Raw genomic sequence first — 14720 nt, 5'->3', positions numbered from 1 at the left:
GGCGAGCACCGCGCCGTCGAACCCGCGCCGGGTCAGCGCGAGCGCGCCGGTCCAGGCCGCGTCCGTGTCGTTCGCCACCGCGACCTCGAGGCCGCCGTCGACGGGCTGCACGGTCACCAGCCGGTCGGCGAACGCGCTGCGCATCCCGTACCACAGCGGCTTCTTCCGCCCGTAGCCGTCGACGGCCGCCCACGACACGACCGGCCAGCAGTCGTTCAGCTGCCAGACGATCGCGCCCGCGTTGTGCGGGTGCAGGGACCGGAACCACTCCAGCGCGGTGCGGACCGCGACGGCCTGGTTCAGGCTCATCGCCCAGTGCCACTCCGGCATCGTGTTCGGCAGCGGCAGGTGCGGCACGAGCCCGTCGGTCAGCTTGACGTTCCCCTCCATCGCCTTCTGGTGCACGAGCATCGACGGCGACTCGGGGGTCAGCGGCTCGTCGGGCAGCGCCTCGGTGAGCGTCGACCAGGTCGGCGGGCCCTGCCAGCCGAACTCCGCCACGAAGCGGGGCCGCACGTCGCGGTAGGTCGGGTAGTCGAGGCGGTTCCACTGCTCCCAGAGGTGCATGGTCCCGTTCCGCTCGTCGTTCGGGTGCAGGGAGCGGTCGGGGGAGAACGGGCTGCCCGGCGTGTAGACCACGTGCGGAGCGAGCTCGGCCACCAGCTTCGGGAAGACGTCGTAGTAGTAGCCGGCGCCCCAGGTGCGGCCCTCGAGCCGGGTCTCCCAGCCCCACTCGACGAAGCCCCACACGTTCTCGTTGTTGCCGTTCAGGATCGCGAGCGACGGGTGCGTGCCGAGCCGGACGACGTTCTCGCGCGCCTCCGCGGAGATCTCCGAGAACATCGGCTCCTCCTCCGCGTACGCCGCGCAGGCGAGCAGGAAGTCCTGCCAGACCAGCAGCCCCAGCTCGTCGGCGAGGGCGTAGAAGTCGTCGCTCTCGAAGATGCCGCCGCCCCAGACGCGGATCAGGTTCACGTTCGCGTCCGCCGCCTGCGTCAGGCGCTGCCGGTAGCGCTCCTCGCCGACGCGGGAGGGGAACGCGTCGTCCGGGATCCAGTTGACGCCCTTGATGTAGACCGGCCGGTCGTTCACCACGACGGTGAAGGGGGTGCCCGCGTCGTCGGGGGTCGTGTCGGCGCGCACGGTGCGGAAGCCGATGCGGTGCGCGCGCTCGTCGAGCACGGAGTCGCCCGTCGTCAGCGTCACCGCGAGGTCGTACCGGGTCTGCTCGCCGTGGCCCCGCGGCCACCACCGCTCGACGTCCGCCACGGTGAGCCGCAGCCGCGCCTCGCCGTCGACGACCTCGGCGCGAGCCTCCGCGCCGCCGACGGACGCGGCCACGACGAGGGGGGCGGTCCCGGTCGCCTCGACGACGACCCGCACGTCGACCACGCCGTCCGTCCCCTCGGCGGTGGCGGAGACGATGGAGTCCGCGATGCGCGCGACCGACCAGGTCTCCAGCCGGACCGGACGCCAGATGCCGCTCGTCGCCGTGTCCAGCCCCCAGTCCCAGCCGTAGCTGCAGGCCATCTTCCGCAGCGCGTTGTAGGGGTGGTGGTTCACGTGGGGGCGGTACTCGAGCTCGAGCGAGGCGCGGTCCGCCTCCGGCACGGGCGCGGAGAACAGCACCTCGAGCCGGTTCTCGCCCGGCTGCAGCCGCTCGGCGACGGGCACCCGGAAGCCGCGGTGCTGGTTGCGGCTCTCGAGCACGACCTCGCCGTTCAGCCGCACGGTCGCGACCGTGTCGAGGCCCTCGAACACGAGGTCGACGCGCTCGGCGTCGCTCGCCGGCGCCGTGAACGTGGTGGCGTAGCGCCACGACGTGCTGCCGATCCACTCCTGCAGCCTCTCGCCGGTGCCGAGGTACGGGTCCGCGATCAGGGAGGCGGCCAGCAGGTCGGTGTGCACGGTGCCGGGCACGGTCGCGGGCACCGCCCCCGCGTCGCGGACGGCGACCGGGACGGGGCCGTACACCGGCTCCACCGTCCAGCCGTCGTGCAGGGTCCGGCTCGTGGTCGGGTCGACGGTCACGTGGTGCTCCTTCGTTCGAGGTCGGGGTGCGGCGGAGGCGCGCGGCAGCGCGATGAGCCGGGAACGGCCGTTCCCGGCTCATCGCGGATCCGGGCTACTTCGTGGCGCCGCGGGTGATGCCGTTGTAGATGAAGCGCTGCAGCCCCAGGAAGACCGCGATCGTCGGCAGGATGACGATCAGCACGCCGGCGGCGATGATCTGCTGGGAGGCGCTGTAGGGGCCGATGAACTTGAACAGCGCCGTCGAGATCACGTTGTGCTCCGGCGAGGGCAGGTACAGCAGCGGGATGTAGAACTCGTTGTAGATCGCGATGCCCTTGATGATGATCACCGTCGCGATCGCGGGCTGCAGCAGCGGCAGGATGATGCGCCAGTAGATGCCCCAGCGGCTCGCGCCCTCGAGCATCGCGGCCTCGTCCAGGCTCTTCGGGATCGACTGCATGAACTGGATGAAGATGTACACCGACACGATGTCGGTGCCGGAGAACAGCAGGATCGCACCCGGGTAGGTGTCGACGAGCCCGAGGCCGTTGATGATCTGGTACGTCGCGACCTGCGTCGTCACGGCGGGCACCAGCGTCGCGACCAGGAACAGCGCGAAGACCAGCTTCTTGAACCGGAAGTCGAACCGGTCGAGCGCGTACGCCGTCATCGTGCCGAGCAGGATCGTGATCACGATCGACACGCTGAGGATCAGCGCGGTGTTCGCGAAGCCGACGAGCATGTCGCCGCCGACCCAGGCGGTGCCGAAGTTCGAGAAGTTCAGCCAGTTCTGCGGCGGCGTGAGCGGGGACGTCGTCGCGTACTCGCGCGCCGACTTGAAGCTGGCGAACACGATCACGATCAGCGGCAGCAGCAGGACCAGCGAGAAGGCGATCAGCGAGGCGTACTTGCCGAGCGCGGCCACCGTCCTGGTGACGGCGAGGACGCCGGCGGAGCGGCGGCGGCGCTGCGGGAGGGGTTCGAGGGCTGCGGTCATGGCGGTGCTCCTTCTCGCGGCGATCAGTTGAGGGCGACGTCGTCGTCGGGGACGAGGCGCCGCTGCACGACGGTGACGAGCAGCACGATGATCAGCAGCACCACGGCCATGGCCGAGGCGAACCCGACGCGCTGGAAGACGAACGCCTGCTGCACGGTGGTGATCACGAAGGTCGCGCTGCCGTTCGCGCCGCCGGTCATGATGTACGGCAGCTCGAACACCGACAGCGATCCGGCGATCGCGAGGATGAACGACAGGCTGATGATGCGCTTGATGCCCGGCACGATCAGGAAGCGGAACTTGTGCCACGAGTTCGCGCCGTCCAGGTCGGCGGCCTCGTAGATCTCGTCCGGGATCGACTGGATCGCGCCGAGGAACAGCACGAAGTTCAGTCCGGTGTAGCGCCACACGGACGTCGCGGCGATCGAGACGTTGACCCAGTCGGGGTTCCCGAGCCACAGCGGGTGGCTGGACGCGGGTCCGAACCCGAGCCCCGCGAGCGTCGCGTCGAGCGTTCCGCCCGGGCGGAAGAAGAACAGGAACATCAGCGCGATCGCGACGCCGTTCAGCAGGTACGGGAAGAAGATGACGCCCTTGAACAGGTTCTTGAAGCGGGTGGAGAAGCTGAGGATCGTCGCGAAGTACAGGGCGAGCGCCATCTGCACGAACGAGGCGGCGAAGTAGTACAGGCTCACGAAGAAGACCTGGAAGTACCGCGGGTCGGTGAACAGGGAGACGTAGTTCTTCAGCCCGATGAAGTTCTTCTCGAGCGAGATGCCGTCCCAGTCGGTGAACGAGTACCAGATCATGTTCGCGACCGGGTAGTAGGTCAGCGTGATCAGCAGGACCAGCGGGACCGCCATGAACAGCAGCGGGGTGATGCGGAACTCGCCGTTCGGGCCGCGCAGGCCGCGGCGGCGGCGGACCCGGGCCACGGTCGGGCTGAGGACCTTCTCGAACTTGACGCCGGTGGCGGCGTCTCCGGAGATCTCGGACATGGGTGCTCCCTCGAGGGCCGGCGTGAGGAGGACAGGATGAACGGCCGGGCTGCGGATCCGTCCGCAGCCCGGCCGTCCGGGGTCAGCTGCCCGACTGGGCGGCCGCCCACTCCTTGTTGAGGTTGTCGAAGAACGACGCCTTGGAGCCGGACGCGGCGCCGCGAGCGACGTCCACCAGCTTCTGGCGGTAGATGCCGCCGGTCAGGTCGATCTGCGACGTCTTCATCAGGGTCGCCTGCAGGTTCTCCTTGCCCTTCGGCGCCGGGTCCTGCTCGAGGTACTGGACCCCGGCCGTGGTGAAGTCGGCCAGCGTCGACGGGTTCTTGCTGTCGACGGCGGAGCCGATGGCGCCCGACTTGTCGGCGTAGTCCGACTTCAGCGTGAACCACTTGATCCAGGCCATCGCCGTCGCCTTGTTGGTCGACTTCTTGTTGATCGCGCTGAAGTAGTCCGGCGCGATCGTCGCCACGAACTTGCCGCCCACCTGGTACGGGAACGGCATGTAGCCGATGTCGTCCGGGCTCTTGCCGGCGGTCGTCGCCGCGTCGCGCATCTGCTGGATCGCCCAGGAGCCGAGGTACATCGTGCCGACCTTGCCGGTGGCGATCAGGGTCTTGGAGCCCTCCCACGCGGTGGTGGTCGGGTCCTTCTCCGTCAGGCCGTCGTGCACGGCGTCGAAGAGCAGGCCGTCCGAGATGCCCAGGTACGAGTTGGTCCCCGTCCACGGGTCCTTCAACGTGTTGATGGCGTTGTTCTCGTTCTTGTCTCCCGTGACGCTGGGGTCGCCGTTCCACTGCGACAGGGGCCACTGGTCCTTGTAGTTCGTGTAGTACGGGACCGCCGAGGTCTTCGCCTTGATCTGCTGCAGGTCGGCGATTAACTCGGCCGGGGTGGTCGGCAGGGCGGTGACGCCCGCGGCCTTCCAGACGGCCTTGTTGTAGACGAAGCCCATCGTGTTGCCGAAGGTCGGGATGCCGTAGGCGGTGCCGTTGTAGGACTTCCCGGTCATGAACCGGTACGTCTTCGAGAGGTCGGCCGTCTTGCCGAGGGGCTCGAAGAACGAGGCGTACTGGTTCGGCGCCACCGTGGTGGGCAGCGCGAGCACGTCGCCGACGTTGCCCGAGGACAGGCGCGTGGTGACGTCCTGCTCGTAGTTGGTGATGCCCTCGAAGGTGACCTTCGTGCCCGGGTACGCCTTCGTGAACTCCGCCGCGTACTTCTTCATGGTGCCGTCGGTGATCAGGTCGGTGCGCTGCGTGAGCACCTTGATCGAACCGGTGACCTTGCCGTCGAGCCCGCTGCCGCTCGAGTCGGAACCGCCGCCGCTGCCGGAGCAGGCGGTGAGTCCGGCCGCGACGACGAGTGCTCCGAAGCCGGCCAGAACGCGCCGCATCTTCATGCTCTCTCCTCTAGATCGTCATTGACCGACAGGGAAGCCGCGGTCGCGGCTGCTGCGTCCCGGGGGACGGTACACGCGCCCCGGAGGTGGGTCAAGCCGAATTGACCATCGTTGTCATTCCGCGTTCAGCCACGCTCCACCCACCGATCGCCCAGACTTCAGGCTGTTCCGTGGCACATCCGCAACCAAGCGGCTCCGAATCGCGGCAGCGGGGCGGCCTACGATGACATCGTGGGTCAGTCGAGTGAGCAGCACCGGGACGTCCGCCTCGCGATCTCGGCCGACCGGCCGTTCGCCGGCCTGCTCGCCTCGCTGCGGCCTGCGCGTGGCCGGCTCGCCGTCGCGGTGGTCGCCTACCTGATCAAGGACAGCCCGATCTGGGTCCTGCCCGTCATCACCTCCGCGGTGATCGACACCGTGGTCGACGGCGGCGCCCCGCTGCGGCTCGTGCTGCTGGGCGGCGCGGCGCTGCTGCTGGTCGCGCTGAACTACCCCGTCTCGCAGGTGTACATCCGCCTCTTCATGTCGACCGTGCGCGATCTCGGGGTGTCCCTGCGCAACCGGCTGGCGCACCGGCTGCAGGAGCTGTCGATCGGCTTCCACAACCGCTCCAGCGCCTCCGTCATGCAGACGAAGGTCGTCCGCGACGTCGAGAACGTGGAGCTGATGCTGCAGCAGGGCGCCAACCCGCTGCTCAGCGCGCTCGGCGTGATCATCGGCGCGCTGGTCGTGATCGCCGTGCAGGTCCCGGGCTTCCTGCTGCTCTTCCTGCTCGTCGTGCCGGTCTCGGTCGCGCTGGTGCGCGGCGTGCGGCGCCGGTCCGAGACCCGCAACGAGCGCTTCCGGCGGGACGTCGAGCGGTTCTCCTCCCAGGTCGGCGAGATGGCCTCGCTGCTGCCCATCACGCGCGCGCACGGGCTGGAGGTGGTGGCGACCCGCCGGATGGTCGCGAGCGCCCGGACCGTGCGCGACTCGGGCTTCACGCTCGACCTGCTGAACGGCCGCTTCACCGCTCTCGCCTGGGTCGCCTTCCAGTTCCTGTCGATCGCCTGCCTGATCGGCGCCGCGCTGTTCTCGGTCACCGGCGTGCTGGCGATCAGCCCCGGCCAGGTGGTGCTGCTCAGCACCTACTTCGTGATGCTGACCAACTCGATCGTCAACCTGCTGAACCTCGCGCCGCTCGTGTCGAAGGGCCGGGAGTCGCTGCGGTCGATCGCCGAGGTCCTGGAGGAGCCCGACGTCGAGCGGAACGAGGGCAAGCGCGCTGCCGGCCGGGTCACCGGGCGGCTGCGGTTCGAGCGGGTCGGCTTCCGCTACCCGGACGCGGAGGACCTCGCGATCGCCGCCCTCGACCTGGACATCAGCCCCGGGGAGACGGTGGCGTTCGTCGGCAGGTCCGGGTCGGGCAAGTCCACCGTGCTCAACCTGGCGCTCGGCTTCCTCCGTCCGACGTCCGGGCGGATCCTGCTCGACGGCACGGACATGAACGACCTCGACCTGCGCAGCGTGCGGTCCTCCGTCTCCGTGGTGCCGCAGGAGTCCGTGCTCTTCACCGGCAGCATCCGGGACAACGTCACCTACGGCATGGACCACGTGGACGACCCCCAGGTCGTCGCGGCGCTGCGCGACGCGAACGCCTGGGAGATCGTGCGCGACCTGCCGGACGGCCTCGACACGCTGCTGGGGGAGCGCGGGGCGCGGCTCTCCGGCGGCCAGCGGCAGCGCATCTCCATCGCGCGCGCCCTGATCCGGGATCCGCGGATCCTGCTGCTGGACGAGGCGACCAGCGCGCTCGACAGCGAGTCGGAGCAGCTGGTGCAGGAGGCGCTCGCCCGGCTGCGGCAGGGGCGCACCACCCTCGTGGTGGCCCACCGCCTCTCGACGATCCGCTCCGCCGACCGCATCGTCGTGCTCGACGCGGGATCGATCGTCGAGTCCGGGACGCACGACGAGCTGCTCGCCGCGGACGGGATCTATGCGAACCTGCACGCGATCCAAGCCGGCTGAGGAGACCACGATGGCGTTCTACGACCTGCCCCTGCCCGAGCTCGAGCGGTTCCTGCCCGAGCGGGAGGAGCCGGCGGACTTCGACGCCTTCTGGGCGGCGACGATCGAGCGGTCCCGCGCGCGAGCCGGCCGGCTGCGCCGTGTCGAGGTCGACGCCGGCTACTCCGAGCTGGTCACCGAGGACGTGGAGTTCGACGGCTTCGACGGCCAGCCGGTCAAGGGCTGGTTCGTCGCTCCGCGGCACCGCACCGGGCCGCTGCCCGTCGTCGTCTCCTACATCGGCTACGGCGGCGGCCGCGGGCTCGTCGGGTCCTGGTCGCAGCTGCCCGCGGCCGGTTTCGCCCAGCTGGTGATGGACACCCGCGGGCAGGGCAGCCGCTACCGGCCGGGCGACACGGCAGACGGGCCGTTCACCGGCCCGGGGTCCGGCGGCGTGATGACCCTCGGCATCGACGACCCGGCCGGGCACTACTACCGCCGGCTGCTCACCGACGCCGTGCTGGCCGTCGACGCCGCCAGGCAGCACCCCCTCGCCGACCCGGCCAGGGTGCTCGTGCAGGGCGGCAGCCAGGGCGGCGGGATCGCCCTCGCCGCGGCCGCGCTGAGCGACGGGCTCGCCGGGGCCGTCATCGACGTGCCCTTCCTCTGCGGGTTCCGCCGAGCCGTCGGCCTCGTCGACTCCCACCCGTACGGCGAGATCGGGCAGTACCTGCGGGTGCACCGCGGGGCGGAGGAGCGCGTCTTCCGCACCCTGTCCTACTTCGACGGCATCAACTTCGCCGCCCGGGCGAGCGCCCCGGCGCTCTTCTCCGTCGGCCTGATGGACCAGGTGTGCCCGCCGTCGACCGTCTACGCCGCGTACAACCACTACGCGGGCGACAAGCGCATCGAGGTGTACCCGTACAACGGGCACGAGAACGGCGAGGAGTTCCAGGAGGCGAAGACCGTCGCCTTCCTCCGCGAGCGAGCGGGGCGCTGACCGCCGTCAGACCCGGTGGAAGGCGCGGTGGGAGTCGCGCAGCTGCAGCTGCGTGGGCAGCACGATCTGCTCGAGCCCGCCGTCGAGGGCGTCGATGCGGCGCAGCGCCAGCGTCGCGGCGACGCGGCCCATCTCGGCCGGGCTGTGCGAGACGACCGAGACGCCGAGCGTCTCCGCCAGCTCGAAGTCGTCGAAGCCCACCAGGGCCGTCGCGCTGCCGGCCCGCTGGATCGCGCGGAACGCGCCGAAGGCCGCGCGGTTGTTCCCCGCGAAGATCGCCTCCGGCGGCTCGGCCCGGTCGAGCAGCTGCGCCGTGGCGGCCTCCGCCGTGTCGATGGAGGCGGCGTCCTCCCGGACCAGGGCCGGGTCCTGGTCCAGCCCGCGGATGACGAGCGCGTCGTGGTAGCCGTACAGCCGCTCGCGGTGCGTGAACAGGTGGCTCGAGCTGCCGACGAAGCCGATGCGGCGGTGGCCGGCGTCCGCCAGCGCCAGCACGCCCGACCGGGCGCCTCCGCGGTTGTCGAAGATCACCGAGTCGCTCGCGGCGTTCGAGAGCGGCCGGTCGACCGCGACGATCGGCGTGCCGAACTGGCGCTCGCCCTCGAGGTACGAGTGGTCGTCCGCGATCGGCACCAGCAGCAGGGCGAGCACGCGCCGCTCCAGCATGCTGTCCACGGTCGGCCGCTCCCGCGCCTCCTGGTCCCCGGACGCCGCCATCACCAGGGTCAGCCCCCGCTCGGCGGTCGCGTCGCTGACGCCCACCGCGACCTGCGAGTAGAAGGGGTTCGTCATGTCGCCGATCACGAACGCGACCGTGGAGGCGCGGCTGCCCTGCCGCAGCTCGCGGGCCATGGCGTTCGGCCGGAACCGCAGCGCGCTCGCGGCCTGCACGACGCGCGCCCGCGTCGAGCTCTTGACGCTCGGGTGGTCGTTCAGGGCGCGGGAGGCGGTCTTGATGCTCACCCCGGCCAGCCGGGCGACGTCCGACACCGTCGCCCGACCCGGCACGGGTCGCGGTCCGTGGGTGTCCTGGTCAGGCATGGGCTCAGCGTAGGGGCGGCGACGACCCCGCCGGAATCGCCGATTCGCGGGGCAGGCGGAGGCGGAGCGGTGTTGACAACGTGGGACAAAATGGCGACACTGACCATCGCCGCCGGGCCGCTCATGGCACCGGCGGCATGGCTGCCACCACAGCACGTGGACGGCGTCGGACGGTCTGGAGGCTGCATGATCGCGGGCATCGAGACCGGCGGGACCAAGGTCGTGTGCGGCGTCGCGGATCCGGCGGACCCGGGCGGCCTGCTCGAGTCCCGACGTTTTCCTACGACGACGCCGGGCGAGACCACGGCCCGCATCGAGGCGTTCCTCGTCGAGGCCGATGAACGGCACGGCATCGACGCGGTCGGCATCGCGACCTTCGGCCCGGTGAACGTCGAGACGGCGCTGCCGCGGTACGGCTGGATCACGGGGACGCCGAAGCCCGGCTGGGCCAACACCAAGCTGCTCGAGCGCATCGGCGCCACGTCGCGGAAGCCCACAGCGCTGCTCAGCGACGTGAGCGGGGCGGCGCTCGGCGAGCAGCGCTGGGGTGCTGGCCGCGACGTCTCCTCGGTCGCCTACGCCACGTTCGGCACCGGGGTCGGGGTCGGGGTGGTCATCGGCGGCCGCGTGCTGCACGGCAACGGGTTCCCGGAGTTCGGGCACCTGCTCGTCCGGCGCCACCCGCTCGACGACTACGTGGGCGGCTGCCCGTTCCACGGCGACTGCCTCGAGGGGCTGACCGCCGGGCCCTCGGTCACCGCGCGGTGGGGGACGGACTCCTCCTCCCTCCACCCCCGGATCCGGCAGCAGGCGTTCGAGATCCTCGGGTACTACATCGCGCAGACGGTCGCGGCGGTCGCGTACAGCACCGGCGTGCAGCGCGTGGTGCTCGGCGGCGGCGTGATGAAGGCTCCCGGCCTGCTGGACGAGGCGCGACGGCAGCTGCCCGTGGTCACCGGCGGGCCCCACGCCGGCCACGCCATCCCCGGCGACGCGTTCGAGTTCATGGTCGAGCCGGGCCTCGGCGAGCTGTCCGGCGTGCTCGGCGCGGTCGCCGCCGCGCAGGCGCTGCTGGAGGGTGCGCCGGCCGAGCCGTCCGGGCGCCTCGCCGACCCGGTGCTCTGACCGCCGATCCGGCGGCGGTCAGGCGGTCGCCGCGGTGCTCGCCTCGTACCGGGCGCGCAGCCGCTGGCGGAGGTACTCCTTCGGCGGGGCGCTGGGGTTCATGCCCACCACGACGACCCCGCGGCTGTGGCGCGCCTCCAGCTCCTCGACCGCGCTGACGAGGTTCGGGAACGGGTAGTAGCCGGAGACGAGGACCCGCAGGTTCCACTCCGAGACCAGCTCGGCCACGTCGGCGAGCCGGATGCTCGCAGCGCGGTCCGCGCCTGCCGTCCAGTGGTCGATCTCGACCTCCCGCCGCCGGTCGCTCGTCCGGATCCGGTCCTTCGTCACGCCCAGCCGCGCTCCCAGGTCCTCGTATCCGCCGAAGTTGTCGAGCAGCGCAGTGACCGAACGCCCCTCCGCCGCGACCCCGATCGCCTCCGCGAGGTCCCCGTCGTAGGCGACGGGCCGGGTCCCGATCGACCGGAGGTAGTCGTGGTTCTCCCGGCCGGCGATCCCGATGACCCGGGCCCCGGCGAGCCGGGCCAGCTGGCACTCGATGTGGCCCACCCCGCCCGCCGCCGCGGACACCACCACGACGTCGTCCGGCCCGAGCCGCAGCTCCTGCACCAGCGCGTACGCGGTCAGCCCGACGAGGTGCAGGGCGCCGGCGACCTCCCACGGCACCCGATCCGGCTTGCGGACGACCGCGTCCGCGTCCACGACGATGTGGGTCGCGTGGGCGCCGTGCGCGGGGTCGTGGCCCAGCACCTCGGCGCCGACCTTGACCGACCGCACGTCCCGGCCCACCGCGCGCACGATGCCGGCGAAGCTCACGCCCTGCCGCGCGGGCAGCTGCAGCGGGATCTCGTCGCGGAACCGGCCCTCCCGCACGTAGCCGTCCATGTGGCTGACGCCCGAGGCGACGACCTGCACCAGGACCTGCGAGGGCGAGGGCTCGGGGCGCGCGGACTCCTCGAACCGCAGCACGGAGGCGGGCCCGTAGTCGTCGAACATCGCCGCGAACATCGACCTGGTGCGCATCTCGCGAACCTAGGACGGCGGTCGCAGCCGCGCGGGCTTCGTGAGCGACCTCCGAGCCGACGGGGGCACGGGGTGGCGGCCTCTCGACTGGCGGGCCCGACCTGGTCGACGATGGTGGCGTCATGGCGCTGTGGTCGAGGGAAGGGGCTCGCATGATCAGGTCCGCCACGGACGCCGATCGCGAGGAGATCGTCGCGCTCGTGGTCGACGCCGGCATGTTCCCGCCGGAGGAGTCCGCCGTCGTCGACGACCTGCTGCGGGCCGGTCTCGCAGACGCGGGCGACGACCACCGCTGCCTCGTGGTCGAGCGCGCCGGTCGCCTGGCCGCGGTCGCGTACGCGGCGATTCGGCCGGCGGCCGATCGGGTGTGGGAGCTGACGATGCTCGGCGTCCGGCCGGGCGAGCAGCGCTCCGGCGACGGCACCGCACTCACCGGCGCGATCGAGCAGGAGCTCGCGGCGCGCGGGCAGCGGCTGCTGGTCGTCGAGACGTCCGCCGGCCCGCAGTACGCAGGGGCGCGCTCGTTCTACGCCGCGCGCGGCTACGACGAGGAGGCGCGCATCCGCGACTACTGGGCCGACGGCGACGATCTCGTCGTGCTCACGAAGCGGCTGGTCGCTCCCGAAGCGGGCTCCGGCCGATGATCGCCGCCGCGCGACGGTGCCGAGCCGCCACGCACCACGACCTCGACGTGCTCGCCGACCTGGCAGCGGCCTTCTACCGCGAGGACGGCTTCCAGGCCGGTCGCTCCGGCGAACGGGAGCGGATCGCTCCCCGCGGCGAAGGCCCGGACTCCCTGAGGAGATCCGGGCCTGATGGAGCGGGGGCGGGACTTGAACCCGCGACACCACGATTATGAGCCGTGTGCTCGACACAGGACCTCACGGCGCTGTCCGCCGATCACAGAGCCTCGGAAGTACGGGCATCGAGACCGACGGAGACCGGCCCCGATCACGACGCTTTTTTCGAGATGTGGCCAAAATGTGGCCACGGCGAGCAGCGCAGAGCGCGGCTTGGACAGCACGAGAAGCCGCTGTCCGGCGACCGGCGACCGGCGTCCAAGCGTCGACGCGAATATTCGAATCCCACGCCCTCCGCCCGAGCGCGCGCTGAGCGCGGCCCGCATCCCCGTCATTCCGGGCTTCTCCAATCACCTTGAGCGGACCTCGATCACGTTCTGGGCGCAACTTTTTGCCCAACCCGTGACCACGCCAACGACCGAGGACGAAGAGGCGATCAGCGCAGCGGACCCGTCGAAGACCCTTGCTCGAGCGCGCACGAGCCAAGGTCATCGATGCGCACCTGGCGTGGGGAATCCCCCTGCTGGATGGAGTGGACGCCTCCGGCGCGCAGCACAAGTGACGGGACGCTCGTCCTGCGACAGACTGGGGACGTGGAGCAGTGGGAGGAACTTTCGAAGGCGCGCGAGAGCCTCAACGAGTGGCTGCTACTACATCCACCAAGCATCCGCTTCTTCTCCCGCGACGACGACTTGAAGTCGGACGACGCTGCTGGACCAGGCTCGTACTACAGCACCGTGACCGAACGGGACAAGAAGGGCGGGATATCGGGCTCTTCGCAGTTGAGGGTGTAGTTCGGATGGCTCCGCGCTGAGGCGTCTGTGGGCGGGAGGTGGGTCGAGGTCTCCCTGAGGATGGAGGTTCCTACGCCGCCCAACCGGAAGACCTCGACGTGCTTGACGCTACCTTCGCTGCCTCTGACCTGTCCTCATTCGCCGGCCTCGATGGGCTCGGGCTCCGCGCGGTCGGGCAGCGGCTCGAGGCCGACCGCGCTGTCATCGCATGTCGGGTCGTCGCGGACGACGACTGGTGCCGGCGTTGCGGCTGTCAGGGTGTCCCGCGTGACAGCGTCGTCCGCAAGCTCGCGCATGCTCCGCTCGGTTGGCGGCCGACGACTCTGCACGTGGTCCTCCGCAGGTACGCCTGCACGGGTTGCGGGTATGTCTGGCGGCAAGACACCGGCGACGCCGCGGCTCCCCGAGCGAAGCTCACCAAGACCGCGTTGCGGTGGTCGTTGGAGGCGTTGCTGGTCCAGAAGCTGACCGTGGCCAGGGTCGCGGACGCGCTCGACGTCGCCTGGCACACCGCCAACGACGCCGTCATCGCGGAGGGCCGCCGGGTGCTGATCGACGATCCGGCCCGGTTCGACGGCGTCACCGTGCTCGGTGTCGATGAGCACGTCTGGCGGCACACGCGCCGCGGCGACAAGTACGTCACGGTGATCATCGACCTCACCCCGGTGAAGAACCGGACCGGGCCCGCCCGGCTGCTGGACATGGTCGAGGGCCGCTCGAAGGCCGTGTTCAAGGAATGGTTGGCTGGCCGCCCTGAAGACTGGCGGGCGAGGGTCGAGGTCGTCGCGATGGACGGGTTCTCGGGGTTCAAGACCGCCGCTGCCGAGGAGATCCCGGCAGCGACCGCGGTGATGGACCCCTTCCATGTCGTCCGCCTCGCTGCCGACGCGCTCGACCGCTGCCGCCGTCGCGTCCAGCAGCACCTGCACGGCCACCGCGGCCGAGCAGGTGACCCGCTCCACGCGGCGAGGAGGACGTTGAACACCGGCGACGACCTGCTCACCGAGAAGCAACGAGCCCGGCTGACGGCGCTGTTCGCGACCCCGGAGCATGTCGAGGTTCAGGCGACCTGGGGCATCTACCAGCGGATGATCGCCGCCTACCGGGACCACGACCGGCACCGAGGCCGGACCGCGATGACCGCCCTGATCGACGCCATCAGCGCCGGCGTCCCGTCAGCCCTGGTCGAGCTGCTCCGCCTCGGCCGCACCCTGAAGCAGCGAGCCGCAGACGTGATCGCCTACTTCGACCGGCCACACACCTCCAACGGGCCGACCGAAGCGATCAACGGCCGCCTCGAACACCTCGACGGATCCGCACTGGGCTTCCGCAACCTCGCCAACTACGTCGCCAGATCCCTCCTGGAAACCGGCGGATTCACACCCCAACTACACCGTCAATCATGAAGAGCCGATTTACCGAGGCGCCCGGCAACATAGGAACTGACGTGGGCAAAAAGACGGTGGGCTGGACACAGGTCCACAAAAAATGACGACCCCCGCCAGGGGGGAGGAGGCGGAGGTCGTCGTGTATCAGCCCCGGGG

11 protein-coding genes and 1 tRNA gene are annotated in these 14720 nt (G+C 70.7%); 6 read left to right on the top strand and 6 right to left on the bottom strand.

All coding sequences use genetic code 11. The features are described from left to right. Positions 1–2125: 2125 nt before the first annotated feature. The 3 genes from ACFE60_RS07685 to ACFE60_RS07675 form a co-directional block, all read right to left on the bottom strand. On the bottom strand, positions 2126–3010 hold the full coding sequence (locus ACFE60_RS07685) for a carbohydrate ABC transporter permease (protein WP_375388264.1): 885 nt from the start codon (positions 3008–3010) through the stop codon (positions 2126–2128). Between the two features lie 23 nt (positions 3011–3033). Next, complete coding sequence (locus ACFE60_RS07680) at positions 3034–4008, bottom strand: carbohydrate ABC transporter permease (protein ID WP_375388263.1); 975 nt, start codon at positions 4006–4008, stop codon at positions 3034–3036. Between the two features lie 82 nt (positions 4009–4090). After that, complete coding sequence (locus ACFE60_RS07675) at positions 4091–5407, bottom strand: ABC transporter substrate-binding protein (RefSeq protein WP_375388262.1); 1317 nt, start codon at positions 5405–5407, stop codon at positions 4091–4093. A 231-nt stretch (positions 5408–5638) separates the two neighbouring features. On the opposite strand from ACFE60_RS07675, the gene ACFE60_RS07670 reads away from it, so the two are divergent. After that, a complete protein-coding gene (locus tag ACFE60_RS07670) occupies positions 5639–7414 on the top strand; it encodes an ABC transporter ATP-binding protein (protein WP_375388261.1) in 1776 nt (591 codons plus the stop codon). 10 nt (positions 7415–7424) lie between these two features. Next, a complete protein-coding gene (locus ACFE60_RS07665; protein ID WP_375388260.1) occupies positions 7425–8393 on the top strand; it encodes an acetylxylan esterase in 969 nt (322 codons plus the stop codon). Positions 8394–8399: 6 nt separating this feature from the next. On the opposite strand, the gene ACFE60_RS07660 is transcribed toward ACFE60_RS07665, so the two are convergent. Continuing rightward, positions 8400–9434, bottom strand: a complete 1035-nt coding sequence (locus ACFE60_RS07660) for a LacI family DNA-binding transcriptional regulator (protein WP_375388259.1) — start codon at positions 9432–9434, stop codon at positions 8400–8402. A gap of 186 nt (positions 9435–9620) precedes the next feature. On the opposite strand from ACFE60_RS07660, the gene ACFE60_RS07655 reads away from it, so the two are divergent. Beyond that, a complete protein-coding gene (locus tag ACFE60_RS07655) occupies positions 9621–10559 on the top strand; it encodes an ROK family protein (RefSeq protein WP_375388258.1) in 939 nt (312 codons plus the stop codon). An 18-nt stretch (positions 10560–10577) separates the two neighbouring features. Here ACFE60_RS07655 and ACFE60_RS07650 read toward each other — a convergent pair whose 3' ends face one another. Further along, positions 10578–11582 (bottom strand): NADP-dependent oxidoreductase, encoded by a 1005-nt coding sequence (locus tag ACFE60_RS07650; RefSeq protein WP_375388257.1) that lies wholly within the window; start codon positions 11580–11582, stop codon positions 10578–10580. Between the two features lie 152 nt (positions 11583–11734). Between ACFE60_RS07650 and ACFE60_RS07645 the strand changes: the two genes are divergently transcribed. Next, positions 11735–12226 carry a GNAT family N-acetyltransferase gene (locus tag ACFE60_RS07645; protein ID WP_375388256.1) on the top strand — a complete coding sequence of 164 codons (492 nt, stop codon included), beginning with the start codon at positions 11735–11737 and terminating at the stop codon, positions 12224–12226. Between the two features lie 172 nt (positions 12227–12398). Here ACFE60_RS07645 and ACFE60_RS07640 read toward each other — a convergent pair. Continuing rightward, positions 12399–12479: transfer RNA gene (locus ACFE60_RS07640), tRNA-Met, on the bottom strand. Positions 12480–12975: 496 nt separating this feature from the next. Here ACFE60_RS07640 and ACFE60_RS07635 point away from each other — a divergent pair. Beyond that, positions 12976–13176 carry a hypothetical protein gene (locus ACFE60_RS07635; RefSeq protein ID WP_375388255.1) on the top strand — a complete coding sequence of 67 codons (201 nt, stop codon included), beginning with the start codon at positions 12976–12978 and terminating at the stop codon, positions 13174–13176. Positions 13177–13274: 98 nt separating this feature from the next. Then, entirely contained in the window at positions 13275–14582 is a 1308-nt protein-coding gene (locus ACFE60_RS07630) for an ISL3 family transposase (RefSeq protein WP_375388275.1), read from the top strand. Positions 14583–14720: the final 138 nt, after the last annotated feature.

It is taken from the genome of uncultured Amnibacterium sp., from assembly GCF_964245895.1.
In the GTDB taxonomy this organism is placed as follows: domain Bacteria; phylum Actinomycetota; class Actinomycetes; order Actinomycetales; family Microbacteriaceae; genus Amnibacterium.
This window is presented reverse-complemented; position numbering and strand designations above follow the sequence as displayed.

Excerpts from the sequence above, each read along its gene's own strand:
- ACFE60_RS07685 (WP_375388264.1), bottom strand. The coding sequence starts at position 3,010 with ATGACCGCAGCCCTCGAACCCCTCCCGCAGCGCCGCCGCCGCTCCGCC.
- ACFE60_RS07650 (WP_375388257.1), bottom strand. The coding sequence starts at position 11,582 with ATGCGCACCAGGTCGATGTTCGCGGCGATGTTCGACGACTACGGGCCC.
- ACFE60_RS07645 (WP_375388256.1), top strand. The coding sequence starts at position 11,735 with ATGATCAGGTCCGCCACGGACGCCGATCGCGAGGAGATCGTCGCGCTC.
- ACFE60_RS07675 (WP_375388262.1), bottom strand. The coding sequence starts at position 5,407 with ATGAAGATGCGGCGCGTTCTGGCCGGCTTCGGAGCACTCGTCGTCGCG.
- ACFE60_RS07665 (WP_375388260.1), top strand. The coding sequence starts at position 7,425 with ATGGCGTTCTACGACCTGCCCCTGCCCGAGCTCGAGCGGTTCCTGCCC.
- ACFE60_RS07680 (WP_375388263.1), bottom strand. The coding sequence starts at position 4,008 with ATGTCCGAGATCTCCGGAGACGCCGCCACCGGCGTCAAGTTCGAGAAG.
- ACFE60_RS07660 (WP_375388259.1), bottom strand. The coding sequence starts at position 9,434 with ATGCCTGACCAGGACACCCACGGACCGCGACCCGTGCCGGGTCGGGCG.
- ACFE60_RS07655 (WP_375388258.1), top strand. The coding sequence starts at position 9,621 with ATGATCGCGGGCATCGAGACCGGCGGGACCAAGGTCGTGTGCGGCGTC.